The organism is Iodidimonas nitroreducens (assembly GCA_000710935.1).
In the GTDB taxonomy this organism is placed as follows: Bacteria; Pseudomonadota; Alphaproteobacteria; order Sphingomonadales; family Rhodothalassiaceae; genus Iodidimonas; species Iodidimonas nitroreducens.
In genome coordinates, this window is record BAYV01000003.1 from 20,204 (window position 1) to 46,295 (window position 26,092).

General features: G+C 55.3%; 19 protein-coding genes. 10 read left to right on the plus strand and 9 right to left on the minus strand.

Annotation, left to right across the window (positions count from 1 at the left end):
- Positions 1-21 precede the first annotated feature (21 nt).
- Positions 22-1,140, minus strand: a complete 1,119-nt coding sequence (gene ald / locus AQ1_RS00765; protein WP_042082961.1) for an alanine dehydrogenase — start codon at positions 1,138-1,140, stop codon at positions 22-24.
- Positions 1,141-1,453: 313 nt separating this feature from the next.
- On the opposite strand from ald, the gene AQ1_RS00770 reads away from it, so the two are divergent.
- The 4 genes from AQ1_RS00770 to AQ1_RS00785 all read left to right on the plus strand — a co-directional run bounded on the left by AQ1_RS00770 (position 1,454) and on the right by AQ1_RS00785 (position 6,694).
- A complete protein-coding gene (locus AQ1_RS00770; RefSeq protein WP_042082962.1) occupies positions 1,454-3,133 on the plus strand; it encodes a M28 family metallopeptidase in 1,680 nt (559 codons plus the stop codon).
- Entirely contained in the window at positions 3,130-4,410 is a 1,281-nt protein-coding gene (locus AQ1_RS00775) for a dipeptidase (protein WP_042082963.1), read from the plus strand. Before AQ1_RS00770 ends, AQ1_RS00775 begins: the two co-directional genes overlap by 4 nt.
- A complete protein-coding gene (locus AQ1_RS00780) occupies positions 4,403-5,419 on the plus strand; it encodes a Gfo/Idh/MocA family protein (protein WP_161760352.1) in 1,017 nt (338 codons plus the stop codon). Before AQ1_RS00775 ends, AQ1_RS00780 begins: the two co-directional genes overlap by 8 nt.
- A 105-nt stretch (positions 5,420-5,524) precedes the next feature.
- Positions 5,525-6,694, plus strand: a complete 1,170-nt coding sequence (locus AQ1_RS00785) for an isovaleryl-CoA dehydrogenase (RefSeq protein WP_042082967.1) — start codon at positions 5,525-5,527, stop codon at positions 6,692-6,694.
- Positions 6,695-6,746: 52 nt separating this feature from the next.
- Here the strand turns inward: AQ1_RS00785 and AQ1_RS00790 are convergent, their stop codons facing one another.
- The 3 genes from AQ1_RS00790 to AQ1_RS00800 all read right to left on the minus strand — a co-directional run bounded on the left by AQ1_RS00790 (position 6,747) and on the right by AQ1_RS00800 (position 8,745).
- Positions 6,747-7,094 carry a hypothetical protein gene (locus AQ1_RS00790; RefSeq protein WP_052370656.1) on the minus strand — a complete coding sequence of 116 codons (348 nt, stop codon included), beginning with the start codon at positions 7,092-7,094 and terminating at the stop codon, positions 6,747-6,749.
- Positions 7,091-8,383: a sulfite oxidase gene (locus AQ1_RS00795; protein WP_042082970.1), complete on the minus strand. Its 1,293-nt coding sequence runs from the start codon at positions 8,381-8,383 to the stop codon at positions 7,091-7,093. The genes AQ1_RS00790 and AQ1_RS00795 overlap by 4 nt, the downstream gene beginning before the upstream one ends.
- A gap of 134 nt (positions 8,384-8,517) precedes the next feature.
- On the minus strand, positions 8,518-8,745 hold the full coding sequence (locus tag AQ1_RS00800; protein WP_150006878.1) for a hypothetical protein: 228 nt from the start codon (positions 8,743-8,745) through the stop codon (positions 8,518-8,520).
- Between AQ1_RS00800 and AQ1_RS00805 the strand changes: the two genes are divergently transcribed.
- Entirely contained in the window at positions 8,726-10,618 is a 1,893-nt protein-coding gene (locus AQ1_RS00805) for an alpha-amylase family glycosyl hydrolase (RefSeq protein ID WP_462686900.1), read from the plus strand. The two genes, AQ1_RS00800 and AQ1_RS00805, sit on opposite strands and share 20 nt — an antisense overlap.
- Positions 10,605-12,287: an alpha-glucosidase gene (locus AQ1_RS00810; RefSeq protein ID WP_081836973.1), complete on the plus strand. Its 1,683-nt coding sequence runs from the start codon at positions 10,605-10,607 to the stop codon at positions 12,285-12,287. Before AQ1_RS00805 ends, AQ1_RS00810 begins: the two co-directional genes overlap by 14 nt.
- A gap of 12 nt (positions 12,288-12,299) precedes the next feature.
- On the opposite strand, the gene AQ1_RS00815 is transcribed toward AQ1_RS00810, so the two are convergent.
- Together AQ1_RS00815 and AQ1_RS00820 are read right to left on the minus strand one after the other, a co-directional pair.
- Entirely contained in the window at positions 12,300-13,352 is a 1,053-nt protein-coding gene (locus tag AQ1_RS00815; RefSeq protein WP_042082973.1) for a substrate-binding domain-containing protein, read from the minus strand.
- Between the two features lie 121 nt (positions 13,353-13,473).
- Complete coding sequence (locus tag AQ1_RS00820; RefSeq protein WP_042083110.1) at positions 13,474-14,721, minus strand: MFS transporter; 1,248 nt, start codon at positions 14,719-14,721, stop codon at positions 13,474-13,476.
- Between the two features lie 300 nt (positions 14,722-15,021).
- Between AQ1_RS00820 and AQ1_RS00825 the strand changes: the two genes are divergently transcribed.
- Both AQ1_RS00825 and pgmB read left to right on the plus strand, forming a co-directional pair.
- The gene (locus AQ1_RS00825) at positions 15,022-17,481 is read left to right on the plus strand and encodes a glycoside hydrolase family 65 protein (protein WP_052370658.1); all 2,460 of its coding nucleotides are present in this window, start codon (positions 15,022-15,024) and stop codon (positions 17,479-17,481) included.
- Positions 17,478-18,131, plus strand: coding sequence for a beta-phosphoglucomutase (gene pgmB / locus AQ1_RS00830; protein ID WP_042082976.1), 654 nt, complete (start codon positions 17,478-17,480; stop codon positions 18,129-18,131). The genes AQ1_RS00825 and pgmB overlap by 4 nt, the downstream gene beginning before the upstream one ends.
- Here the strand turns inward: pgmB and AQ1_RS00835 are convergent, their stop codons facing one another.
- Positions 18,132-19,142, minus strand: a complete 1,011-nt coding sequence (locus AQ1_RS00835; RefSeq protein WP_042083116.1) for a LacI family DNA-binding transcriptional regulator — start codon at positions 19,140-19,142, stop codon at positions 18,132-18,134.
- A 566-nt stretch (positions 19,143-19,708) separates the two neighbouring features.
- Here AQ1_RS00835 and AQ1_RS00840 point away from each other — a divergent pair.
- Entirely contained in the window at positions 19,709-22,174 is a 2,466-nt protein-coding gene (locus AQ1_RS00840; protein ID WP_161760354.1) for a TonB-dependent receptor, read from the plus strand.
- Between the two features lie 65 nt (positions 22,175-22,239).
- Here the strand turns inward: AQ1_RS00840 and AQ1_RS00845 are convergent, their stop codons facing one another.
- Entirely contained in the window at positions 22,240-23,298 is a 1,059-nt protein-coding gene (locus tag AQ1_RS00845) for an NADP-dependent oxidoreductase (RefSeq protein ID WP_042082979.1), read from the minus strand.
- Between the two features lie 199 nt (positions 23,299-23,497).
- Here AQ1_RS00845 and AQ1_RS00850 point away from each other — a divergent pair, with 199 nt between their 5' ends.
- Complete coding sequence (locus AQ1_RS00850) at positions 23,498-24,400, plus strand: DMT family transporter (protein WP_042083121.1); 903 nt, start codon at positions 23,498-23,500, stop codon at positions 24,398-24,400.
- Between the two features lie 5 nt (positions 24,401-24,405).
- Here the strand turns inward: AQ1_RS00850 and AQ1_RS00855 are convergent, their stop codons facing one another.
- On the minus strand, positions 24,406-26,076 hold the full coding sequence (locus AQ1_RS00855; protein WP_042082982.1) for a M28 family metallopeptidase: 1,671 nt from the start codon (positions 26,074-26,076) through the stop codon (positions 24,406-24,408).
- Positions 26,077-26,092: the final 16 nt, after the last annotated feature.

The window sequence follows — 26,092 nt, forward strand, 5'->3', positions numbered from 1 at the left end:
ATAGAAAGGGCGCCAAACCGATCAGGCCCCCAAGGCCTTTTCGGCAGACACATAATCAACACCCAGATCCTGTGCCACCGCTTCATAAGTAAGATGACCGCGATGCACATTCAGCCCATTGCGCAGATGGGGATCATCGCTCAGGGCTTTTTTATAGCCCTTGTCTGCCAAAGCGAGAGCAAAAGGCAAGGTCACATTATTGAGGGCAAAAGTGGATGTGCGCGCCACCCCACCCGGCATATTGGCCACGCAATAATGCACCACATCATCGACCAGATAGATGGGATCATTATGGGTGGTGGCCCGGGATGTGGCAAAACAGCCGCCCTGATCGATGGCCACATCCACCAGCACCGAGCCGCGCTTCATGCGCGAGACCATTTCGCGGCTGACGATTTTAGGCGCCGCAGCACCGGGCACCAGCACGGCCCCCACCACCAGATCAGCCCCCAGCACATGTTCTTCCACCGCATCAACGGTGGAAAAAACGGTATTCAATTTCGAGCCGAACTGGAAATCCAGTTCCTGCAGGCGGCGAATGGACTTATCCAGCACGGTCACATGGGCTTCCATCCCCATGGCCATCCGCGCCGCATTGGTGCCCACCACACCGCCGCCGATGATCACCACATTGGCCGAAGGCACGCCGGGCACCCCGCCCAGCAGCATCCCACGGCCACCCTGACGCATCTCAAGACAATGGGCACCCGCCTGAATGGACATCCGGCCCGCCACTTCGCTCATCGGGGCCAGCAGGGGCAAGCCGCCCCGGGCATCGGTCACCGTTTCATAGGCAATCGCGATGGCGCCGGAATCGAGCAGGCCACGGGTTTGATCGGGATCGGGCGCCAGATGCAGATAAGTGAACAAAATCTGGCCTTCCCGCAGCATTTTCAATTCCGCTGCCTGCGGTTCCTTTACCTTCACGATCATATCGGCACGGGCAAAGATTTCTTGCGCGCTATCAACGATTTCGGCCCCTGCCGCCTGATAAAGCGCGTCGCCCAGATCAATCTCATGCCCGGCGGATTTCTGCACGATGACCTGATGGCCATGGGAAATCAGTTCGCGCACGCTGGACGGCGTCAAACCGACACGAAATTCAAGATTCTTGATTTCCTTGGGAACACCCACAAGCATAGCACACTCCATTTTTGTTAAACCGCTGTGCGGCCCTGATTTCCTGCGCCTTTATACAATGATAAAACCGCCCTGTCTTTCCTTGTGGGTAGCCCCTTCCCACCCCGGTGCAACTTTGATCGAAAGCTTCATTTTTTTTGATCATTTGGAAAGATTAAGGCATAAAATAAGCGGCGTTTCCAGCATTTCATTATAAGCAATTCATGCAGGCCATAAGGCTGGGCACGTGAATGAGATCACAATGGCCGCTTGACCTTGGCGCATCCGCCTGCAAACCTCTCAATAAGTTTTAATCATCACGCAGGAACGAGAAATGTTGAAAGCATGGCTTTTGGGTGCGGGCCTTTTGGTGCTGGCCGGTTGCGACCAAACTGGCGATCAAACTGGCGGCCAAAATGGCAATCAGGCGCTTGATCAAAACGCCATGGCCAGCAGCCTGCATCAATATACCGCGACCCTTGCATCCGATGAATTTGCGGGCCGGGCCCCCGCCAGCGAAGGCGAAGAAAAAACCATCGGTTTTCTGGAGCAGCATTTTCGCGCGCTTGGCCTGAAGCCGGGTTTTGGCGACAGTTATGTTCAGCCCGTTCCCTTGGCTGAAATCACTGTCAATCCCAAAGGGGGCCGCTTTCATGCCGCCTTTACCAAAGAGGGTGAGGCCTTAGGGATGGGCTATGGCAGCCAAATTCTGGCCTGGAGTTTGCGCGAAGAGCCCGAGATCACAGTCGAGGGTTCGGAGGTGGTTTTCGTGGGCTATGGCATCAACGCGCCAGACTATGGCTGGAATGATTATGAAGGCATCGATGTTAGGGGTAAAACCGTGCTGATGCTGATCAATGATCCGGGCTATGCCAGCGGCGACCCCGCAATCTTTAATGGCAAGGCGATGACCTATTATGGCCGCTGGACCTATAAATTCGAGGAAGCCGCCCGCCAGGGCGCCGCTGCCGCCATTCTGATCCACCAAAAAGACCCCGCAGGCTATCCATGGGATGTGGTGCAATCCAGCTGGTCCGGCCCGCAATTCAGCCTCGTTTCAGCAGATAAGGGCCAAAGCCGGGTGGCCGTGGAGGCCTGGATTTCTTTGGCCGCTGCCACGGCTTTGCTCCAACGTGGTGATCTGACATTGGATGAGGCCCAAGCGCTCGCCCTTTCCCCCGATTTCAAGGCCACCCCCCTGCCCGTCACCTTTTCAGCGAGGCTGGAAAGCACTGTGCGCCATACCACATCCCATAATGTGATTGCCGTGCGGGAAGGCAGCAGCGTGCCGGATGAAGCGCTGATCTATATGGCCCATTGGGATCATCTGGGCACCGATCCCAGCCTGAAGGGCGATAAAATCTATAATGGGGCGCTTGATAATGCCACGGGCACGGCAGGGCTGATGCTGCTGGCCGATGCCTTCAGCAAGGCCCCAACCCCGCCCCGCAGGTCCGTTGCCTTTCTGGCGGTAACAGCAGAAGAACAAGGGCTTTTGGGATCGGCTTATTATGCCGCCCGTCCTGCCTTTGCCCCCCATAAAACCGTGGCCGCGATCAATATGGATGGGCTGAATATCCATGGCCCGACGAAGGATGTCACCCTCATCGGCTGGCAGCAGAATGATCTGCAGGATATGCTGGAAGCCGCTGCCCAAAAGCAGGATCGCGTTGTGGTTGCCGAACCCACCCCGCAAAATGGCTATTTTTATCGCTCCGATCATTTCAGCCTCGCCAAGGTGGGTATCCCCGCTCTTTATGCCGATAGCGGGGTTGATAGCCGCGCCCATGGCCGCGAATGGGGATTGGCGCAGCAGCAGGATTATATCGATCGGGCCTATCACAAGCCCGCCGATGAATATGATCCGAACTGGGATTTATCGGGGGCGGTGGAGGATTTATTGCTGTTTTACGATATCGGCCACCAACTGGCTTATGGAGATCGCTGGCCCTTATGGAAGGAAGGATCGGAATTTCGCGCCATCCGCGAACAGGATATGGAGGACACCCAATGAAATCCCCCCTCATTGCCTTATGCGGGCTTTTTGTCCTCGCGGCGTGCGATCAGGCCCCCCAAAACACCACATCCGATCAAAACAGCGATCCGGCATCCGTCGGGTCGCAAAGTCTTGAAGCCCGTGCCGATAAACTGGCGCAGGAATTGCTGATCGCCGATACCCATATCGATGTGCCTTATCGGCTGCATAAGCTTTATGAAGATGTGACCCGGCCCACGGTTGATGGTGATTTCGATGTCCCCCGGGCTTTTGCGGGGGGGCTCGATGTGGCTTTCATGTCGATCTACACCCCTGCCGATTATGAATTCGAGGCGCCGGGCAAAGCCACGGCCCATGCCGATCAAATGATCGATCTGGTGGAGCGGATCATAGCCACAGCCCCCGATCAAGCCACCATCGCCCACAGCACTGATGAAGTGATGGCGGCCCGGGCAGCGGGCAGGATCGCTTTGCCTTTGGGCATGGAAAATGGCGCCCCTATCGCGGGCAGCCTTGATCTGCTCGATCATTTTTATAAGCGCGGCATCCGCTATATCACCCTGGCCCATTCGCGCTCCAACCATATCGCCGATAGCTCTTATGATGAGGCCCGCCCCCATGATGGGCTGACCGCATTTGGCACAACCCTTATCCATGCCATGAACCGCATGGGGATCATGATCGATGTCTCGCATATATCGGATCAGGCTTTTTGGGATGTGATGGCTGAAAGCGCCACACCGGTGCTGGCCACCCATAGCTCGGCCCGGCATTTCACCCCGGGATTCGAGCGCAATATGGCGGATGACATGATCAAGGCCATGGCCGCCAAAGGGGGCGTGATCATGATCAATTTCGGTTCGGCCTTTCTCACCGAAGCCGCCAATGGCTATAATAAACGCCGCGATACCGCCTATGAAGCCTGGCTTGAAGAAACCGAACAAGAGGCAAGCGCAGAGCTGGAAACCACTTTCGAGACACGTTATCGCGCCGAAAACCCCTATCCCTTTGCCACCTTATCCCATGTGCTGGATCATATCGATCATGTGGTTGAAATCGCCGGGATCGATGCCGTGGGTATTGGATCGGATTATGATGGCGTAGGCGATAGCCTGCCGGTGGGGCTGAAGGATGTGTCGGCCTACCCCAATCTGATCAAAGGGCTTTTGCAGCGCGGCTATGATGAAGCCGGGATCGAAAAAATCATGGGTGGCAATCTGATGCGCCTGTGGCGGGCAGTTGAAGATCACGCAACCAAGGCGCAGAATGATGCCACAGCACCCGCCAATGAATAAAGACACGCTGAATAAAGACGGGCCAAATAAAGACTGGGCAGCGCAGATTCTGCGCATCGGGCTTTTGGGGGCCGCACGCATCACCCCACGGGCCATAGTTGAGCCCGCGGCGCTGCATGGCGATATTGATCTGATGGCCATCGCCGCCCGCGATAAAAGCCGGGCCGAAGCCTTTGCCGAAGAGCATGGCATCCTCGAGGTGGCCGATGATTATGCTGCCCTTGTCACCCACCCACAGGTGGATCTGGTCTATAATGCCCTGCCGCCCGCTTTTCATGCCGAATGGTGCATCAAGGCCATGGAGGCGGGCAAGCATGTGCTCTGTGAAAAGCCCTTCGCCCTTGATGAAATGGAAGCCCGCGCCATGGTTGCGGTTGCGCGCAAAACCGGCAAAAGGCTGATCGAAGCCTTTCATTATCGCTATCATCCGCTGTTTTCGATGATTTTGGCGCATGTCAAAAGCGGGCAATTGGGGCAGTTGCAGCATATCAGTGCCACCTTCAGCACGCCCATCAGCGACTCCCCATCCGAATTTCGACGCCATCAGGCCTTGGGGGGGGGCGTTTTGATGGATATGGGCTGCTATCCCCTGCATTGGTGCCGAAGCCTGACCGGGCATGAACCGGAAAACATGGTGGCCGAAGCGATTGTGAAAGACGGCGTGGATGAAGCGGTGGGCGCGGAATTTAGCTGTGGCGATACCCAATGCGCCATCACCATGCGGATGGATGCTGAAACAGAGCGGGGCAATCATCTGCTGATCGAAGGCAGCGCAGGCCGCCTGTTTGTGCAAAACCCCCTCGCCCCGGATCGCGGCCATCATTATATCGTCGAAACCCTTGAAGGCAGCGAGGAAGGGGAAATCATCGGCCCCACAACGATGGAATGCCAATTACTGGCGGTGAAGCGCGCCCTTTTTGCAGGCCAGTCTCTGCCCACAGAAGGGGCCGACAGCATCAATAATATGCGCGCTATCGATCTGGTGCGCCATGCTGCTTCCCTTCCATAAAGGGCAGCCATCCCAGGCTTGGACCATCCTTGGCTTGGACATGACCCATAAAGCGCGCTAAGAATGGGCCGACCGTAAAAACTCCATAAAATCGGGACCACAGAGATGTTTTTCGACTTTCCAACCCTGCGTTTTGATCATGGTGAAGAGCTTGATATGCTGCGCGAAACGGCGCGGCGCTTTGCCGAGGATAAAATCGCCCCACGTGCCGCCGAAATCGATGCCACAAACACCTTCCCCCGGGATCTGTGGCCCGCGATGGGTGAGATCGGCCTTTTGGGGATCACCGCCCCCGAAGCCTATGGCGGCGCGGATATGGGTTATCTTGCCCATTGTATCGTGATGGAAGAAATCAGCCGGGCATCGGCATCAGTCGGGCTGAGCTATGGTGCCCACAGCAATTTGTGCATCAATCAGATCGTCATCAATGGCAACGAAGCGCAAAAGGCCGCCTATCTGCCCAAGCTGATTTCCGGCGAGTTTGTGGGTGCGCTGGCCATGTCGGAACCCGGGGCGGGATCGGATGTGGTTTCGATGAAAACCCGGGCCGTGAAGCACAATGACGGCTATGTCATCACCGGCAATAAAATGTGGATCACCAATGGCCCGGATGCCGATGTGCTTTTGGTATATGCCAAAACCGAGCCCGAGGCGGGATCAAAAGGCATTTCGGCTTTTCTGGTGGAAAAAGACACCCCCGGTTTCACCACGGCGCAAAAGCTCGATAAATTGGGGATGCGCGGCTCCAATACCTGCGAACTGGTTTTCGACGGGGCGAAAATCGGCCTTGATCAACTGGTTGGCGAAGAAAACAAAGGCGTGCGGGTTTTGATGTCGGGCCTTGATTATGAACGGGTGGTGCTGGCCGCAGGGCCTTTGGGGATCATGCGTGCCTGTTTGGATGTGGTTTTGCCCTATCTGCATGAACGCCAGCAATTTGGCCGACCCATCGGCGAATTTCAACTGATGCAGGGGAAAATCGCCGATATGTACACAAGCTATGGGGCCTGCCGATCCTATGTTTATGCGGTGGCGCAATCCTGTGATCGCGGCGAAACCACCCGCAAGGATGCCGCCGGTTGCATTTTATACGCAGCGGAAAAAGCCACGCAAATGGCCCTTGAGGCCATTCAGGCGCTGGGCGGCAATGGCTATATCAATGAATATCCTGCCGGCAGGCTGCTGCGCGATGCGAAGCTTTATGAGATCGGCGCGGGCACATCCGAAATCCGCCGGATGCTGATCGGCCGCGAGCTTTTTGGCGAAACCGCCTAATCCTTTAAGGGTTGGGGCTTTTCCGGGTCGAGCCTTTCCGGACCGCAGGATTTCAGCGCCTTTGGGTTTTGCGGCTGCTTTGGTCGGGGCCATAGCTGGTGCTGAGATAATCAAGGATTTCCCCCCTCATTTCATCATCGAGGGGGGGCATGGCCTGTTCCTTTGTCATCCAGTTTAACAGATAATCCCAGCGATCACGGCTCAGCCTTTGCTGGGTCACCAGCTTCATCGAATGACAGGCCGAACACATGTAAAATGTGGTTTCGCGCCCCTCGCCCGCCTGCATCATGGCCATTTCAGGTGGCATATCCGGATCGAAATCTTCACCCGCCTGTTGGGCATGAACATCAGACCCCACCAGCAAAGCGAGCAGACCAAACCAGCCGAATTTCATCATCATGCCACCGTTACCGCGATGCGATGATAGAAATTATTGAGATAACCCTTGGGATTCCAGCCAATGCTAAAGGGCTGAGAGATGCCGCGATCATCTGTCGCCTTCGCCCAGATTTCATAATAGCCCGGTTCCGGGAAGCTGATATGCCCGCGCCATTGCTGCCAGGCAAAGGGATTGGCCGGTTCATCCAATTCGGCCTCTTGCCATGTGGCGCCAAAATCATGGCTTATGTGCATCTGCGCCACTTTCCCCTCGCCCACCCAGGCATGGCCGCGCACATCCAGCGCCGGCCTGGAAAGGGCCATGCCATCCACCGGATGGGTGATCAGGGATTTCACCGGCATCGCTTCGATGATCTCGAAATCGCTTTCCGGCACTTCGGTTCCCGGGGCCACGGGAAAGCGCGGCATGCGATAGCTGGTACCGGTCATCTTGGCGCCATCATGCACCTGATCGCGCAACCAGATACGGGTGAGCCATTTTTGCGAGCAGCTTCCCGGCCAGCCCGGCACCACAAGCCGCAAAGGCGCCCCATTCATGGGATGGATATCGCCGCCATTCATGCCAAAGGCGATCAGATTATGCGGATCCATGGCCTTTTCGATAGGCACCCCACGCGACAAGGGCATTTTGGATGGATCGCCCGATAAATGGCTATCCGCCCCTTCATGGGCGGTGTAGATCACATCATCCTTCACCCCTGCGGCTTTGAGCACATCGGCCAGCCGCACGCCGGTCCATTCCGCACAGGCCACGGCCCCCACTGTCCATTGATTGCCGCTGGCACCGGGTTCAAAAAAAGCCCGGCCATTGCCGCCACATTCAATCACCAATCGTTCGGTGACCGTTTCAAAATCGCGCTTTAAATCATCAATGGATAAGGTCATCGGCCGATCCACAAGGCCATCGATGCGCAAACGCCAATCCCTGGCCGACATATCTTCGGGCGGAAGGCCATTATTACGAATGAAATGCCGCGCGATGGGGGTGATGGGATCATCAAGGAGATGCGCCGGGGTTTCGGCATTGAAAGGCCGGTCATTCAAAATGATCAGCCCATCCTTCCCCGCAACAACACTGCCCTGCGCCAAGGCATGGGGAATAAGCCCGGCGGGAAAATTGCGATGAAAGGGCACCGCAGCGCCCAAGGCCGCTCCAAAAGCCGCAAGCCCCGCACCGCGCAAAAAACCGCGACGATCCGCATGGGCCTTGCGCCCAAATAAATGGGCTTCGGCTTCCAGCGGATTATCCGCATAAAAGTCTGTGAGAGGAGTGGGTTTGGGGTCCGACATGCCTGCCTCTTGGTGATTAAATCCGATAAAATAGATGACCTGCTCATTATGCTTAGTTTTTCTATTGCGGTAAAGTCACCTTGCCTTCACCAGCGTGCGAGGCTTGGCTTGCGGCCATGCAGCCCCCCTGTTTTTTAATCAAAACAAAACGGCCGTTTTTTGCCCTCATCCGTTTTTGCAATTTTCTTGTCATTATTGCATTTTTGTGCAAAATCTTTAGCATAAAATACCATAAACGAATCTGATACAGGCAGGGTGACGGGGATTTTGATCATGATAAATGGCAGAAATAAATGGATGATGGCCTCTGCCTTCGCATGGCGCCCACCCGTCATGATGGTGGTGATTTTTGCATTTTTCATCGCCTTGGGCACCTTTTTTCAGGGGGCCGAGGCCCATGGGCAAAGCCTGATCAGCAATTCCAAAGAGATAGACCCCAAAATCACAAACAAAAATGCGCCGCATCTGTTGCCGGTCAAAAATCGGCCGATCAAGGATGATGTCATCTATTTCATGCTGCCTGATCGCTTTTATAATGGTGATCCGGCCAATGATCGCGGAGGAATGGCTGGCAGCAGACTCGATCATGGCTTTGATCCCACCCATAAAGCCTTTTATCATGGTGGTGACCTGAGGGGCGTAATCGAAAAGCTCGATTATCTGGAGGATTTGGGGGTCTCTGCCATCTGGATGGCCCCGATTTTCAAAAACAAGCCGGTCCAAGGCCCCAAGGGACAGGAATCAGCGGCCTATCATGGCTATTGGATCACCGATTTCACCCGCATCGACCCCCATTTCGGCAGCAATCAGGATTTAAAAGATCTGATCCGCCTTGCCCATGCCCGGGGCATCAAGGTCATTTTCGATATCATCACCAATCACACAGCCGATGTGATCCAATATCAGGAATGCCAGGGTGAAAATATTTGCCCCTATCGCTCTTTGGCCGATTATCCCTATACCACCCGGGGGGATCGGGATGGCCCGGCCATCAATCCGGGCTTCATGGGGGATGATCCCCGCCATCAGACACCCGGGAATTTCGCCCGTCTCACCCGCCCCGATTGGGCCTATCGCCCCTTTGTGCCTGAGGCGGAAGCGGATATAAAGGTGCCGCAATGGCTCAATGATCCCATCTATTATCACAATCGCGGCGAAACCACTTTCAGGGGCGAAAATTCCCTTTATGGCGATTTTGCCGGGCTTGATGATTTGTTCACCGAACATCCCAGGGCTTTAGACGGGATGATCGAAATTTATAAATTCTGGATCAAAGAATTTGGTATCGATGGCTTTCGGATCGATACGGTGCGCCATGTGAATATGGCGTTCTGGCAGCGTTTTGTGCCCGAAATCCGTGCCTATGCCGCAACCCTTGGCAATCCCCATTTCTATGTTTTCGGCGAGGTTTATGATCCCGATCCCAAAGCCCTGAGCCAATTTGTGCGGGATGGAAAATTCCCCGCTGTGCTGGATTTCGGTTTTCAATCCATTGCCCAAAAGGTGCTGATTGATGGGGCCCCCACGCAGATGCTGGCGGATTTTTTTGCCGCCGACAGGCTTTATCAAAGTGATTGGAGCGATGCCGGCCTTTTGCCCACCTTTCTGGGCAATCATGATATGGGCCGCTTTGGGCATTTTCTCCTCAAAAAATTTGGCGCCGATGCCGATGACGAGATGCTGCTCAAGCGGCTGCGCATGGCTCATGCCCTGATGCTTTTCGCGCGCGGGGCGCCGGTGATCTATTCTGGCGATGAACAGGGTTTCACCGGCGATGGCCATGATCAGGATGCCCGCGAAGATATGTTTAAAAGCAAAGTTGCGGTTTATAATGACAATCGCCTGATCGGCAGTGACGCCAGCACGGCTGAGGATAATTTTGACCCCAGCCATCCCCTTTATCGCAGCCTTGGCGAATTCGCGGCCCTCTACCGCGCCCATCCTGCTTTGCGCCGGGGGGAGCAGATCAGCCATTTTGCTGCAGAAACTGCTGGGATTTACGCGTTTTCCCGGATCGATGTGCAAAGCGGCGCGGCCCTTCTTGTCGCCATCAACAGCGCCGATACTCCACAAAACGCACGATTGAGCACCCTGAAAGCATCAGGAATTACTGCGGATGAGCCCGGCCTTTTGCTTGGGGATGGGCAAGCGGTGCGCGATGCTGCCAGCGGTGATCTGCAGCTTCACCTTCCCCCTTTATCTTTTGCTGTATGGGGCCTTTATGACAAAGAATGACATCATCAGATCACGCCATGAGCCTGCCCCGAACAGGCCGGATGAACGGAAGCATCCTGAAGAACCCTGGTGGCGTGGCGCGGTGATCTATCAGATCTATCCCCGCAGCTTTGCCGATGCCGATGGTGATGGCATCGGGGATCTGAAAGGCATATTGGATCATCTTGATTATATTGCCGCTTTGGGGGTGGATGCGATCTGGATTTCGCCCTTTTTCACCTCGCCAATGGTGGATTATGGCTATGATGTTGCCGATTTCTGCAATGTCGATCCCATTTTCGGTACCCTCGATGATTTCGATGCCGTGCTCCAGAAAGCCCATGCCCTGGGGCTGAAGCTGATCATCGATCAGGTCTATTCCCATAGTTCGGATCAGCATCCATGGTTTTTGGAAAGCCGCCGGGATCGCAGCAATCCCAAGGCCGATTGGTATGTGTGGGCCGATCCGAAAAAAGATGGCGGCCCGCCCAATAATTGGCAATCCCTGTTTAAAGGCGCGGCCTGGACATGGGATGGCCGCCGGAAACAATATTATCTGCATAATTTCTTAAGCGAACAGCCCGATCTCAATCTGCGCAATCAAGCTGTGCAGGATGCGATTTTGGACATTGCGCGCTTCTGGCTCGATCGCGGCGTTGATGGCTTTCGGCTGGATGCCGCCAATTTCTATATGCATGATGCCCAATTGCGCGATAATCCACCCAGCGGTCGCAGCGGCTTGCGGCCCTATGATTTTCAAGAGCATCTTTATAATCGCTCGCGGCCCGAAAATTTTGCTTTCATCGCGCGTTTGCGGGCGCTTATCGACAGTTATGAGGATCGCTTTACCGTTGCCGAAATCGGCGATCACAGCTCCCTTGAGGAATTGATTTCTTATGTTGAGGGTGCAGATCGTTTACACACGGCCTATAGCTTTGTTTTCATTGAAAATGATCGGCTAAGCGCACAGCTTGTAAATGAAGCGGTTTCGGCCTGGGATCAGGCAGATAACAGCGCCTGGCCAAGCTGGGCATTCAGCAATCATGATGCCCCAAGGGTGGCATCCCGCTGGGGCCGGGATCGCGGGGGCGAACATGATCCGCGTTTTGCCAAGACCCTGAACACGCTATTATGCAGCCTGCGCGGCACGGTGTTCATCTATCAGGGTCAGGAATTGGGGCTAAGCCAGGCCGATATTCCCTATGCCCGGCTCGCCGATCCCGAAGCCATTGCCAATTGGCCCGATACGCTGGGCCGCGATGGGGCCCGCACCCCCATGCCATGGCAGGCCCAGAGCTCTCATGCCGGGTTTTCAACCACCGAGCCCTGGCTGCCCATCGATCCTGATCATCTGGCTTTGGCTGCCGATGGCCAGCAGGCCGACCCCGGATCATGCTATCGGCAGATGCAGGATTTTCTGGCCTTGCGCAAAAACCACCCGGCCCTGCGCCATGGCTCCCTCCATTTTTTTGAAAGCCCCGAACCCATCGTGGCTTTTGAACGCCGCCATGGGGATGATCGCCTGCTGTGCGCTTTCAATCTGGGCCCCGATCCTTTGGATTGGCATCCCCAAAGCACCGGCCAATGGTCAAAGCTTGCTATCACGGGGCTGGATGGATCGATCAAGGCTGGCGGCCTGCATCTGCCCCCCTTTGGCGGCTGCATCCTGAGCCACGGAGAGGGCAGATAAAGCGCTGAACGATCAGGCGCCGCAGGATTCGCGAACAATCAATTCGGTTGGCAATTGTTCCGACCGCACCGCCTGACCATCGAGCAGGCGTAATAATTTGCTGATCAAAAGCCGCCCCGCCTTATCCACATCCTGAGAAATGGTGGTCAAGGTGGGGCTGGCATAGGCGGCCATGCGCACATCATCATAACCCACCACCGATATATCCGATGGCACATGAAGCCCGCTTTTCAACAGGCCCCGCACCACCCCGATGGCGATCAGATCACTGGCCGCGATCACCCCATCAAAGCGGATCCCGCTTTCGATCAGCGCCTCGATGGATTCCATTGCCGATTCCAGATAAAAATGCGCCGAACGCACCAAAGCCGGATCGAAAGGAAGATCGGCATCCGCCAAGGCCTGCTTATAGCCATCAAAACGCAGGCGCAATTCAGGGGCTTCGATATCGCCAATGAAGGCGATCCGCCGCCGCCCCAGCCGGATCAGATGGCTGGTGGCCCGGTGCCCGCCTTTGAAATTATCGCTGCCCACCGTGCAATATTTCTGATTGGGCAGGCGCGCCCCCCATACCACAAAGGGCACCCCGCGATCCGCAAGACTGTTGAGATCATCATGCACCGTGCTTTGGCCCAGAAAAATCAGCCCATCTGATCGCCCGGTGCTGAGCAGAGACAACATGCCATCCAGATCGCTTGGCATCACATGCGAAATCAGCAGATCGCAATCGCGCTCGATCGTTTGATCTGCAAGCCCGCCTAAAAGATCGAGCAGGAAAGGATCGGAAATCCGCCGGTCGCGCCCCTGTGGGGGTGGGATCACCGCCGATATGGTGCGGGATGTGGGGGCCACCGGCCCCAGCTTATCGCGCAGGCGGCCGGAATAATGATGGGTTTGGGCAATCTGCCTGATCCGGCTTTTGGTGCGCTCGCTCACCAGATCGGAATTGTTCAGGGCCCGCGAAACCGTGGAAATGGAAACGCCCGCCAGTTCTGCCAGATCTTCCAGCCGATAAAGCGGGCGATCACCAAAAACGCCCCGCTCATGCATTCGTTTTTTATCCATGGAATTGAGGTGCCACCCGCCCTTATGATTATCAGGGATGACCTTAGCAAGGCGCGGGCTTTTTGCAAATCGGCAATTCATTTTTGCAAAAGCCCGGCCTTGCCCCCATTTCCACAGATGATCAGGCGGCCTGCGCTTCGCCCGCTTTGTGGCGTCCGGTGGTCTGGCGAAACAGATAAAGGCACATGAGGATCGCCAGCATGGGCACCAACGACAGATAAAAGGCGGTTTGGCCATCAAAAGCCTCGAACACCCGCCCGGTGATAAGCGAACCCGTGGTGCCCCCAAGGGCGGAGAAAATCACGATCAGCCCGGTCATCGAGGAATGCCGCGCCGTAGGCAAGGCCGATAGAATAACCGAATTGATGGCCGGATAAATCGGTGCCATGAAAAGCCCGATCAGCGGGAACAAAAAAGCCGCCAGAGGGGCCTCGGCCCAGCCGCTCACGACCTGTCCTTCCAGCCCCCTTGTGAGGGGCAAAGTCAGCAAAACAAGACCAGCCATCGCCAGCACACACACATTGAGCACGGGATACCAGCTCACCCGGCTCAAAACCGCCCCCGCGCTCAATCGCCCAATCGCCAATGAAGCGGCAAAAATGCTGGTGGCCTGCACGCTCATATCCGAAGGCAGATTTAAAACCTTGTTATTGAAATTGGGAAGCCATGTGCCGATGCCCTGCTCGATCAGCACATAAAGAAAAGCCGAAATGACAAAAACCAGCACCATCGGCAAGGCCAGCAATGCCATCATCTTGCGAAAATCCTGAACCATCGAGCTTTTGTCCCCATGGCTGCCACTTTCATCCATTTTGGTGCTGAGCAACAACACGATATTGAACAAGCACAAGACCGCCAGAACCCAATAAACATCGAGCCAATCAGACCCGCCTGAGGATCCATCGCCGATGAAATAGCCAAAAATCCAGTAACCCGCCAGAACGCCTACCATGAACATGCCTTCAAGCACATTCATGAAACCGGCATGATCGCGGGGGTTTTTGGTGATCAATCCGATCGAGGAATAAACCGATACCTTGACGAGAGCAAAAGCCACCCCCACCGCCATGAACATCATCTTGGTCGCAAAAAAGCTATTGGCCAGCGGCATGGCCAAACAGGCGAGCGTGACCAGCAAAAGCCCCGCAATCATCGAGCGGCGATAGCCAAAACGCGGCAGGAACGACGCCACGACAAAAGAGACAATAGCAATCGAAAGATCCTTGAAACCCTCCAATATGCCCGCAGCACTTTCCGTGACCCCGAAGCTGTTGATCGATTGCATGATCACCGTGCCCACGGAATTGAGCAGGATGGCGAACACGATATAGGTCGTGATCAGCGACAGTCGGATCCTTATCGTTTCCACGCGCGATATCCTCCCATTATTGCAGGCTTTTTTTGGCCCGCTTCTCTTATCTTTCATCAAGATTGGCCCTTTATCATGGCCTTGTCACCCGATCAGCCGGTGCCGTTCCTGATGAGCCTGTCCTGATGATCCTGATGGTTATCAATTTCATGTGTCAGCATCATATCCTATTGCATTATGAAATGCATTTCATTAAGTTTTTGTCTTATAGATAACCAAGAAAATGATGATCACGCGAGGCACTGCGCTCAGCCTCTTGCCGTGAAACAATCGGTCCGACCGGGGGAGGCGTTCAGCACGATGTCCATCACAAAAAACCCATTCCTTAAAGGATCACCCTACAAGCTCGATGCCTGGTCTCTCAGCGAACAGGGGGGCGAACAGGGGGTGGATCAGGCGAGCCTGCCGCGCAGCTTATCGCTTTTCTCGGTGGGCAATGGCCTGATCGGTGTGCGCGGCGGCTATGAAGATGCGCTGGATGAAGGGGATCTGGGCCGGGCTTTGGTTTATGTGAATGGCATTTATGAAACGGTTCCCATCCATTATCATGAAAAAGCCCATGGCTTTGCCGAAAGCAGCGATACCCGCCCGCCCGCGCCCAATGCAACGCCGATCCATCTTCATGCCGATGGGGAAAGGCTTCATGCCGGCAGCACGCAGCTTGTTTCATCCAGCCGCCGCCTTGATTTCAAAACCGGCGTTCTGGAAAGCCATCTGTGTTGGAAAACAGCGCGTGGCGCCATCATCACCGCCCGTTATGAACGCCTCGCCTGTCTGCAAAGGCCCGGTATTCTGGCCAGCAGAGTGACCATCAGCGTCAAGGGTGCCCCGGCTGATCTGTCCATCCACTCCTTCATTGAAGCGGCTGAAGCAGAAGCCCCCGCGCGCAATCAGGAAAAGCCCCATGAAGGGGCCCATGATCCCCGCCTTGGCCCGGCGTTCAAGCAATCCCCATTTATCAGGCGTTCCGCGATCATCGAAGGTTTGGCGCAGGGCATGCTTTATCAACTGACCAGAAGCGGGCAATATCTGGCTGTTGTCGCCGATCATGAAGCTTCAAGTGGTCTGGAAGCGATCACCCCCAATCCCGAAAAGGGACCAGATCAGAATGTGGAACAGGCGTATAAAGCCAGCTTATCGGATGGCGAAAGCATCAGCCTGACCAAATTCATCTGCTATGAAGCCAGCCCGCCCACTCCGCAGCCCGCCGCGCTTCAGGACCATGCCCGAAAAGCACTCGATCATCTGGCGGCCGCTAAAGCTTTGGGCTTTGCCGGGCTTTTGCTGGAACAGGCCGATGATCTGGCCGATTTCTGGGCCCATGCCGATATTGCCATTGATGGGGCGCCCGAAGATGGCTTTGCCCTGCGCTTTAATATGTTTCAGCTTTTGCAGGCGGTGGGCCGGGGCGGCGATACATCGCTTTGCGCCAAAGGCCAAACCGGCGAAGGCTATGAAGGGCATTATTTCTGGGATGCCGAAATTTTCGGGCTGCCCATGCTGGCATCGGCACGGCCACAGCTTGCCCGCGATATGCTGCTTTATCGCTGCCGCACTTTGGAACAATCGCGCCAACATGCCCGCGAAATGGGCCATGCACGCGGTGCCCTGATTGCCTGGCGCACCATCAGCGGGCGGGAATGTTCGGCTTATTTTCCTGCCGGTTCGGCGCAATATCATATCAATAGCGATGTGGCCTATGCCCTGAAACGCTATGTGGATATGACCGGCGATGAAGATTTCCTGATCGAACACGGGGCCCGGCTTTTATTTGAAACCGCCCTGATCTGGAATGACATCGGCTTTTTTAATCCCTTGAAAAACAATGCTTTCTGTATCAATTGTGTCACCGGGCCGGATGAATATACAGCCCTTGTGAACAATAATTTTTATACCAATGCCATGGCCCGCAGGCATCTTGATCATGCCTATGAAATCGCCCGATGGATGGAGGCGAAGGCCCCCGATGCCTTTACCGCCCTTGCCCACAGCATCGGCCTCACCCATGATGATATCGCCCTGTGGCGCAAGGCCGCCGATCAGATGTATCTGCCCTATAGCAAAGATTTAGGGATTCATGCGCAGGATGATAGCTTTCTCGACAAGAAACCATGGGATATTGCGGGCACACCAGCCGATAAATTCCCTTTGCTTTTGCATTATCATCCGCTCAGCCTTTATCGCCATCAGATCTGCAAACAGGCCGATACGGTGCTGGCCATGGCTTTATTGGGCGATCAATTCGATCCGGCCGATATGGCCCGCGATCTTGATTATTACGAAGGCGTAACGGTTCATGATTCAACCTTATCGGCCTGCATTTTCGGAATGCTTTCGAGCCAATTGGGGCGGGCGGAAAAGGCTTTGGATTATTTCCACCATGCCGTTTATGTGGATCTGGGGGATCTGCACAAAAACACCGGGCATGGCCTGCATATGGCCTCATCCGGGGGAAGCTGGATGTGCATCATCGAAGGATTTGCGGGGATGCGGATCAAGGGAAATGATGCCCTGAGCTTTACCCCCTGCCTGCCTGAGAAATGGACGGCCCTGCGCTTTAATCTGGGCTTTCAAAATCGCTTGATCGCCATCGAGATTACCCCCCAAACAACGCATTATCGCCTTTTGAAAGGGGCACCCATGCGCATTTATCATGGTGATCAGATGATGATGCTGGATGAAACGCAAGAAATCAGCGCCCCTACCCGCCACACAGTCGCCGAAAACAGCGGTCAGAATAGGGGCACGAAAAGCGCATGATAAAGCGAATTTTCAAAGCCGTTCTCTTTGATCTCGATGGCGTGCTGGCCGATAGCGCCATGGAGCATTTCAAGGCCTGGAAAAAGCTTGCTGATGACTTGGGCATTGCCTTTGATATCGATATCAATGAACGCCTGAAAGGGGTGAGCCGCATGGCATCCCTTGATATATTGTTGGAAAAGGCATCGCGATCTTATACAAACGCCGAAAAAATCCAGCTTGCGGATCGCAAGAATGGCTATTATCGCACCATCATCGAGCAGCTCAGCCCGGATGCTCTGCTGCCCGGGGCCCGTGATGCCCTTCTCGCCTGTCGCGACATGGGCTTGCAAACCGCATTGGCTTCGGCCAGCCGCAATGCCCCTACCCTGATCGAAAGGCTGCAGATCAGTGATCTGATCGATTATATTGCCGATGCCGGGGCGGCCAGGCATTCAAAACCCGCCCCCGATATTTTCCTCATGGCGGCCAAGGGGGTTAGCTGTGATCCCCAAGCCTGCCTTGCTTTGGATGATGCGAAAGCCGGCGTGCAATCGGCGAAGGCGGCGGGCTGTTTTGTGATTGGTGTGGGGGATCGCGAGACCCTTGATGAAGCCGATGCCATCATCCCCAATATCGCCGCCTTCAGGCCAGCGGACTACTGCCGCTGATCAGCTCGAATCCCGAATGATCAGGCGAGTTTCGAGCATCGCCGAAGCAGGCCTGTGGCCCTCAATCGCCAGCATCAGCTTTTCAACCAATAAGGCGCCCGCCCGGTGCACATCCTGCCGAATGCTGCTCAAGGCCGGGTGGAAATGTTCGGCGGCCGGAATATCATTATAGCCCACCACAGAAACATCTGCGGGCACCGCCAACCCGGCCTGACGCAAAGCGCTGATCACCGCCATCGCCGCCGTATCGCTGCCCGCGAAAATGGCATCGGGGATCGGATCAGGGCTTTTCATCATCCGGGTGGCGGCTTCATGGCTTGTGGCATAAGAAAAATCGACCATCGACAGATCGGTGATCTGCAAGCGCGCCTTGTCCTCGGGATGGCTTTCGCAATATTCATCAAGGGCCGCCACAAGCCCCTGACGACGAGCCGAAATCTCAAAATGCTGGGGATCGCCGATGAACAGGAAACGGGATCGTCCGCGTTCGAGCAGATGGCGGCCGGCCAATAAACCACCGCGAAAATTATCGCTTCCCACCGCACAATAAGACAGCCCATCTTCCACAGCCCCCCACACCACAAAAGGCACAGGGCGGCCCGCAAGGGCGATCAATTCATCCCGGCGCCCGCCTTCCCCCAAAAAGATGATACCATCCGCCCCCCCTGATAAGGTAAGGGATGCCAATTGCTCGATAGTGCTATGGCTGGGCGAACATAAAAGCAAATCCTGATCCCGCTCGCCCAAAGCTTCGGAAACGCCCGCCAGCAGATTGAAGATGAACGGATCGGAAATGCGATTTTCACGATGAGAGCCGAAATCAAGCACCACCGCGATGGTATGGGCACGATTTTGCCGCAGTTTTCTGGCATTGCGATTGACCACATAGCCATATTTTGCAGCGACTTCGAGCACATGCTGGCGGGTTTGTTCGGTCACCAGCGGGCTGTTGCTCAAAGCCCGCGAAACCGTTGGCTTTGAAACCCTGGCAAGGCGCGCGATATCGTCCATCGTTTTCGCCCGCCTGCCGATCATTTTTGTGCCAGTCCCTTTCAACCCATCACCCCTTTGAACTCTTCCCCCTCAAAGGGGTCTGAAGCATTTTCCGATCAAAGTGGACCGGATCAAATGCTCTCAATATCTGTTTGACCGCGATTTCCTTGCCGCGTCGTGATCCCACTCCGCTCGAAATCGCTCTAGCCTATCATAACCAAAGCTCTCGGCCTCTTAACATGATTTGAGTTGCAAGCAAAAACGACGATCTCCCTTCCCTCGGAAAATTGATGCGCTCCCCTTGTTTTGAAAGTTCATGACACAGGCTAGAGTCAGGACCCTAGATGCTGATCTGCCACAGTCCACCTGTTTTATAGACCGGCTATGAAATGCATTTTAGAAAAACATTGAAATGCATTTCATTTAGACCTATTGAATCAAATACACGTAATGATCCGGGCTATCAAATCCCCGGAAACTATAGACGGCGGCACGAAGCCGACGCAAAACTGCCATATCTGCCCATTGGCCAGGCCGGCTCAATGGTGATGTGGTGATGGATGGCTCTTTATGGGGAGGATGACATGACCTCAAAAACACACGGCTCACGAACCGCGCGCATAGCAGCACGCGGTTTCCTGTCAACAGTCGCAGGCTTTGCCCTGCTTTATGGTGCAAGCGCTGCAACCGGGCAGGCTTTTGCGCAAATAACGGCCGCCGATAGCGAGCAGGCTGCCGATCAGCTGAGCGAACGCGAACAAAGCAATACCCTCAGCCTTGAGGAAATCGTGGTCACTGGTCGCCCCGGCGGCGCGGGGATGAAGAAGCTGGATGCCAGCTTTGCCATCACCACCATGAATAATGATGCAATTAACAAATTCGCGCCCAAAAGCACCGCCGATCTTCTGAAAGCGGTTCCCGGTGTGTGGGCTGAAAGCTCTGGCGGTGAATCCGGTGCCAATATCTTCGTGCGCGGCTTTCCCGGCGCAGGTGACGCCGAATTCGTGACGATTCAGGTGGATGGCATGCCCATCTTCCCGCCCCCCACATTGTCTTTCCTTGAAAATTCCAGCTTGTTTCGGATCGATGAAACGGTTGAGCGCATGGAAGCTTTGCGCGGCGGCCCCAATCCTGTCTTCTCCAATGGCCAGCCAGGGGTAACGGTCAATTTCATCCAAAAACAAGGTGGCCCGGAAACCGAAGGCATCTTAAAGCTGTCTGGCACCGATTTTGGTGAAAAGCGGGTCGATGTGCAGATGAGCGGCCCCTTGGCGGATGATCTGTTCTACAGCTTTGGCGGCTTTTACCGCACATCGAACGGGATCAGGGACGCCGAATTCAATTCCGAACGGGGCGGACAGATCAGCGCCAATATCACGAAATTGTTCGATAATGGACAGATCAATGTCTATACCCGCTTCCTTGATGATCGCGGGGCCTGGCTTTTGCCGATCCCCCTTTTGTCGGATGAAAATGGCAATATCGAAGAATTCCCGGGCTTTGATCGCGGTACCGGCAATCTGATCGGCAATGGCAATCGCTTGGGCGTAATCGAAACCGGCCGAAATGGCGAAACCCGCCGTCTGGATCTGGCCGATGGCCGGGGTGCAGAAACCTTTATGATCGGCGGCAGCGCAGAATTTGAATTCGATGGCGGCTGGACTATCCGCGAGAAATTCAATTATATGTCGGGCGATGCTGATACCATCGGCCTGGTGCCTGCCAATACCCCCCGCACCTTGGGTGATATTCTCGCCGGGATCGACACGAATGGCGTGGGCGGCACCTTCACCTTCACCGAATCCGGCGAACAAATCACCGATCTTAGCCAACAGGCGCTAACGGCGGGCATGTGGTCAGTGGAAAAGGATATCGAATCCTTTACCAATGATTTTTCGGTGGCCAAAGATCTGTTTGAAGGCAACACCTTCACTGTTGGCCTTTATATTTCTGATTACTCATCAAACGATCTTTGGTTTCTGGGCAATGATCAGCTTCTGGCTGCCGAAGAAAATGCCCGGCGCATTGATCTCAGCCTCAATGATGGCACCCAGGTGACTCGCAATGGCTTTATCGGCGCGCCTTTCTTTGATGTGAATGCCGCTTATAATGGCCGCAATATTGCCGCCTATTTTGCTGATGAATGGCAGATCACCCCCGATCTGCGCATCGATGCCGGCTTCCGCATCGAAAACCAGAATGTTGATGCCACCCTAGAAAATGTTGATTTCGGTGTCGATCTTGATGATGATCCCACCACGCTTTTCAACAATAATGCCGCTATTTTGAATGGCTCATTCCGCACCATCAATTTTGATGAAACGGAAACATCCTGGACCATCGGTGCGAACTATAATCTGAACCAGGATATGGCGATCTTTGCCCGGGTCAATAATGGTCAGAAATTCCCGCAATTTGATAATCTGCGGGATGGCGCGGATGGCATTCAATCCATTGACCAATATGAAGTGGGGCTGAAGGCTTCAACGGATATGGTCAGTGTGTTTGCAACCCTATTCTACAATGATTTCACCGGATTGCCCGAACAGCGCTTCATCGATGGCGAAAATGTGGTGATCATTTCCGGCTCGAATGCCATTGGTGTGGAAGGTGAATTCGTCGTGCGGCCTTTTGAAGGCATGTCGCTTGCCCTGACCGGCACATGGCAGGATGCGGAATTCGATGGGAAAAGCGTTAATGACGGCAATCGCGTGCAACGCCAACCGAAATTGCAATTGCGCTTTACCCCCAGCTACGACATCGCCCTGCCCTGGGGCTTTGCCACCCTTTATGGCACCTTCACCCATGTGGGGGATCGCTTCTCGGATTCTGAAAATCAGCAGGTTCTGGAAGATTATCAAAAGCTCGATGCCGGGGTCGTCATGGATGTGGATAACTGGACCTTTCAGGTCACCGCAGACAATCTCACCGACAGCCATGGCTTGACCGAAGGCAATCCCCGTGTTCTGGGGGCCCAAACCGGCACGGCGATCTTTGCCCGGCCGATTTTGGGGCGGTCCTTCCGCTTCAGCCTCAGCTACAATTTCTAAAACCGGTGCCGGGCCGGGGGATCGATGCTCCCGGCCCGGCATATATAAGGCATCGCGCTTTGCGGTCAGGCCGTCAAAGGTCCAACATAGATCACCCGCTTACCGAAATTTTCCCCGCGCAAAAGGCCGATAAAGGCTTCCGGCGCCTGTTCCAATCCTTCGATGATTTCTTCGCGATAGTGCATTTTGCCCGCCGCGATCCAGCCCTGCATGTCTTTGGCAAAATCGGGATAAAGATGGGCGAAATCATCGAAAATGATAAAGCCGCGCATGGTGATGCGCTTGCGCAATAATTGCCCCATCAGCCAGTTCATCCGATCCGGCCCCGCAGGCAGGCTGGTGGCATTATATTGCGAAATCAGCCCGCACACAGGCACCCGCGCCCCGGGATTAAGCTGACCGATGACGGCATCAAACACCTTGCCGCCGACATTTTCAAAATACACATCAATCCCCTTGGGCGTGGCGGCCACAAGCTGCTGGGCGAAATCATCAGCCTTATGATCGATACAGGCATCAAAGCCCAAGGTTTCAACCGCATAGGCGCATTTTTCCGGGCCCCCGGCAACGCCCACCACATGGCAGCCCAAAATTTTACCGATCTGGCCTACGGTGGCGCCCACTGGCCCCGTTGCCGCTGCCACCACAAGGGTTTCCCCGGCCTTGGGCTGGCCGATTTTGGTCAGCCCCGCCCAAGCGGTAAAGCCCGGCATCCCCAGAACCCCCAAAGCCCAGGAGGGATTTTGCGGATTGCGCCCCAAAGGCATCACCCCGGTGCCATCGGATAGGGCATAATCCTGCCAGCCATTAAAGCTTACCACCCAATCGCCTTTTGCAAAGCCATCGCGCTCGGATTGCACCACCTGGGCCACCGTGCCCCCCACCATCACACCGCCGATTTCCACCGGTGCGGCATAAGATGGGGCATCGCTCATCCGTCCGCGCATATAGGGGTCGAGAGATAAAAACTCGGTCCGCAGCAGCATCTGGCCTTTTTTGGGGGCAGGAATCTCGGCGGTTTCAAGGCGCAGGGTGCTTGCTGTGGGTTCGCCTTTCGGCCGTTCGGCAAGCACGAGACGACGATTGACCGAAGCCGTTTGCTGGGTAGCAGAAGATTGAGACATCACATATTTCCTTGATTGCCAATAGCATCATATTGATCTGATCATATCCTGATCGAGCCATAAAGCTCACAAAAAAGGCATGTTGCCCATCAGGATACAGGGTGTGGGATCATTATCCGCTCGACCTCTTAGGCTATCCCCTTATGCTGCATTCTGGCTCCATCCCATTAAATCAGTTTTTTTCGGACATTTCGTGATCATGATCGCCTCTTTGCATCTCTTTCTGCTCAGCCTTGCCGCTTTGCTGGCCTTTGCCGCCAATTCGGTGATCTGCCGTTTGGCGCTGGCCGATGGGGCCATCTCGCCCGCCGCCTTTACCCTGATCAGGCTTTTATCAGGCGCTTTGATGCTGGCTTTTTTGATGCTTTTGCAAGCAAAAGGGCGATCAGACAAGCTTGCACAGGCATGGGCGGGAAGAGGGTTTTGGCCTGCCCTTTATCTGCTGATTTATGCCGCCGCTTTTTCTTTTGCCTATATCCGGCTTGAAACCGCCACCGGGGCCCTGATCCTTTTCGCCATGGTTCAGGCGAGCATGATCGGCGTGGCCCTGTGGCGGGGGATGCACCCTTCCGGGCGCGAATGGCTGGGGATCAGCATCGCCCTGAGCGGGCTTGGCGCTTTTCTTCTGCCCGGGGCCAGCGCTCCCGATCCTGTCGGTGCCCTGCTGATGGGCTTGAGCGGGGTGGCCTGGGGCTTTTATTCCCTTCACGGTGCCAAAAAATCTTCGCCCAAAACCGGTTTGGCCCGCGATCCCATCGCCGCCACCACAGGCAATTTCCTGATGGCCAGCTTTATTGCTATACCGATTTTCTTGATATTTGGCGATTTTGGCCGTCCGCATGCTTCGGGCCTGTTCCTTGCCATTCTATCGGGGGCCGTCACCTCGGGCTTGGGCTATGTGCTCTGGTACAAGGCCCTGCCCAAATTATCGCCAAGCCTGGCCGCCCTGTCGCAAACTTCGGTCCCCCTGCTGGCCGCATTGGGGGGAATTGTGTTCGTGGGTGAAGCGCTGAGCACGCGCTTTATGATTTCCAGCATCCTGGTTTTGGGCGGGCTATTGCTGCTGATCCTGAAGCCGAAAACCCAATCCACCGCGCGCTGATCGGGTCAGGGCCGCATATCGGCGCTTTCAGCGCGGATGGCGCGGAAGGGATTGCCTTCATACCAGTGCGGCCAGCGATCACTATTGGCCACAGTCCAGCCCACATCATGGATCGCCCGGGCATCCAGAACCACCCCGCTATAATCCCAATCGGGCATGATTTCATCCGATGGTTTATGATAGCGATGGGCCACATAATCGGCCTTGGCCTTGGCCACAAAGGCGCGACCCTTGGTGATATGTTCGGTTCCGGTATCCAGATAAAGCGCCGGTACGCCCCGCTTGGCGAGGGCGAAATGATCCGAGCGAAAATAAAAGCCCTGCTCGGGATTGGGATAGGGGGTAAGGCTGCGCCCATCCACTGCAATATTATCGGCTAAAATCTCTTCAAGCTGGGATGAACCAAGCCCAATCACCGTGATATCCTTCATCTCGCCCAAGGGCAAAACCACATCCGTATTGATCAGGGCTGCCGTTTTTCCAAGGGGGGTGATGGGGTTATCGGCATAATGATAGGCTCCCAAAAGGCCCTGTTCCTCTGCCCCCACAAACAGGAACAAAACCGTGCGACGGGGGGATTTTTGGGCTGCCGCCATTTTTTGCGCCACTTCTAAAACCGTGGCAATGCCGGTGGCATTATCGGCCGCGCCATTATAGATTTTATCCCCATCCACCGCCGGGCCTTCGCCCAGATGATCCCAATGGGCCGTATAGATCACCGCCTCATCGGGATGGCTCGCCCCTTTCAAAACACCGCCGACATTCACCGTTTGCGATGTTTCGATGCTGTTTTTCACCGCCACCGATGCGGTCAAACCCATCGTCATGGGCTTGAACCCCGGTGTTTGTGCGGCCTTCGTCAGGTCATCAAAATCAAGCCCGGCATCGGCAAATATCTGCTGCGCCACCCTTTCCTGCACCCAGCCTTCAATCGCCACGCGCCCGGCATTGCCATCGGGGCGCACCAGATCAAATTGCGGGCCGGTCCAGCTGTTTTCCACCACGCTCCAGGGATAAGCCGCAGGGGCGGTTTGGTGAATGATGATCGCGCCTTCTGCCCCTTGGCGGGCGGCCTCTTCATATTTATAGGTCCAGCGGCCATAATAGGTCATGCTATTGCCATCGAACAGATCGGGGTTTTGGGTGGCAAAGCCAGGATCATTGACCAGAATGATCGCGGTTTTCCCGGTCATGTCGATGCCTTCATAATCATTCCAGCCATATTCGGGGGCGTTGATGCCATAGCCCACGAAAACGAGTTCGCTGTCCTTTATGGCCATATGCTCGGCCACCCGCGTCGTCCAGACCATCATATCGCTGCCATAGGCATAGGATCGCGTTTGCGCATCGCCTGCGACCCGCAACACCGCATCGGGCGCCGCTTCGATCGAGACAAGCGGCACTTTTTGGGTGAAGCTGTCGCCAAAAGCGGGCTCTAGCCCCATATTTTCCAAGGCATTCACCAGATAGGTGATGGTTTTATCGGCCATTGGCCCCGAAGGGGGCCGCCCGCCAAAATCATCACTGGCCAAAACAGCGCTATGGGCGGCCAGATCCTCCGCTGTGATCGCGGGGCTGAAGGCCGATTTATCCTCATCCGTTTTTTGCTGGCCACAGGCAGCAAGGCCGATAGCGAGACAAAGGCCGATGAATTTAAAATCACGTGGGTCGCCCATGGTGCATCACTCCATC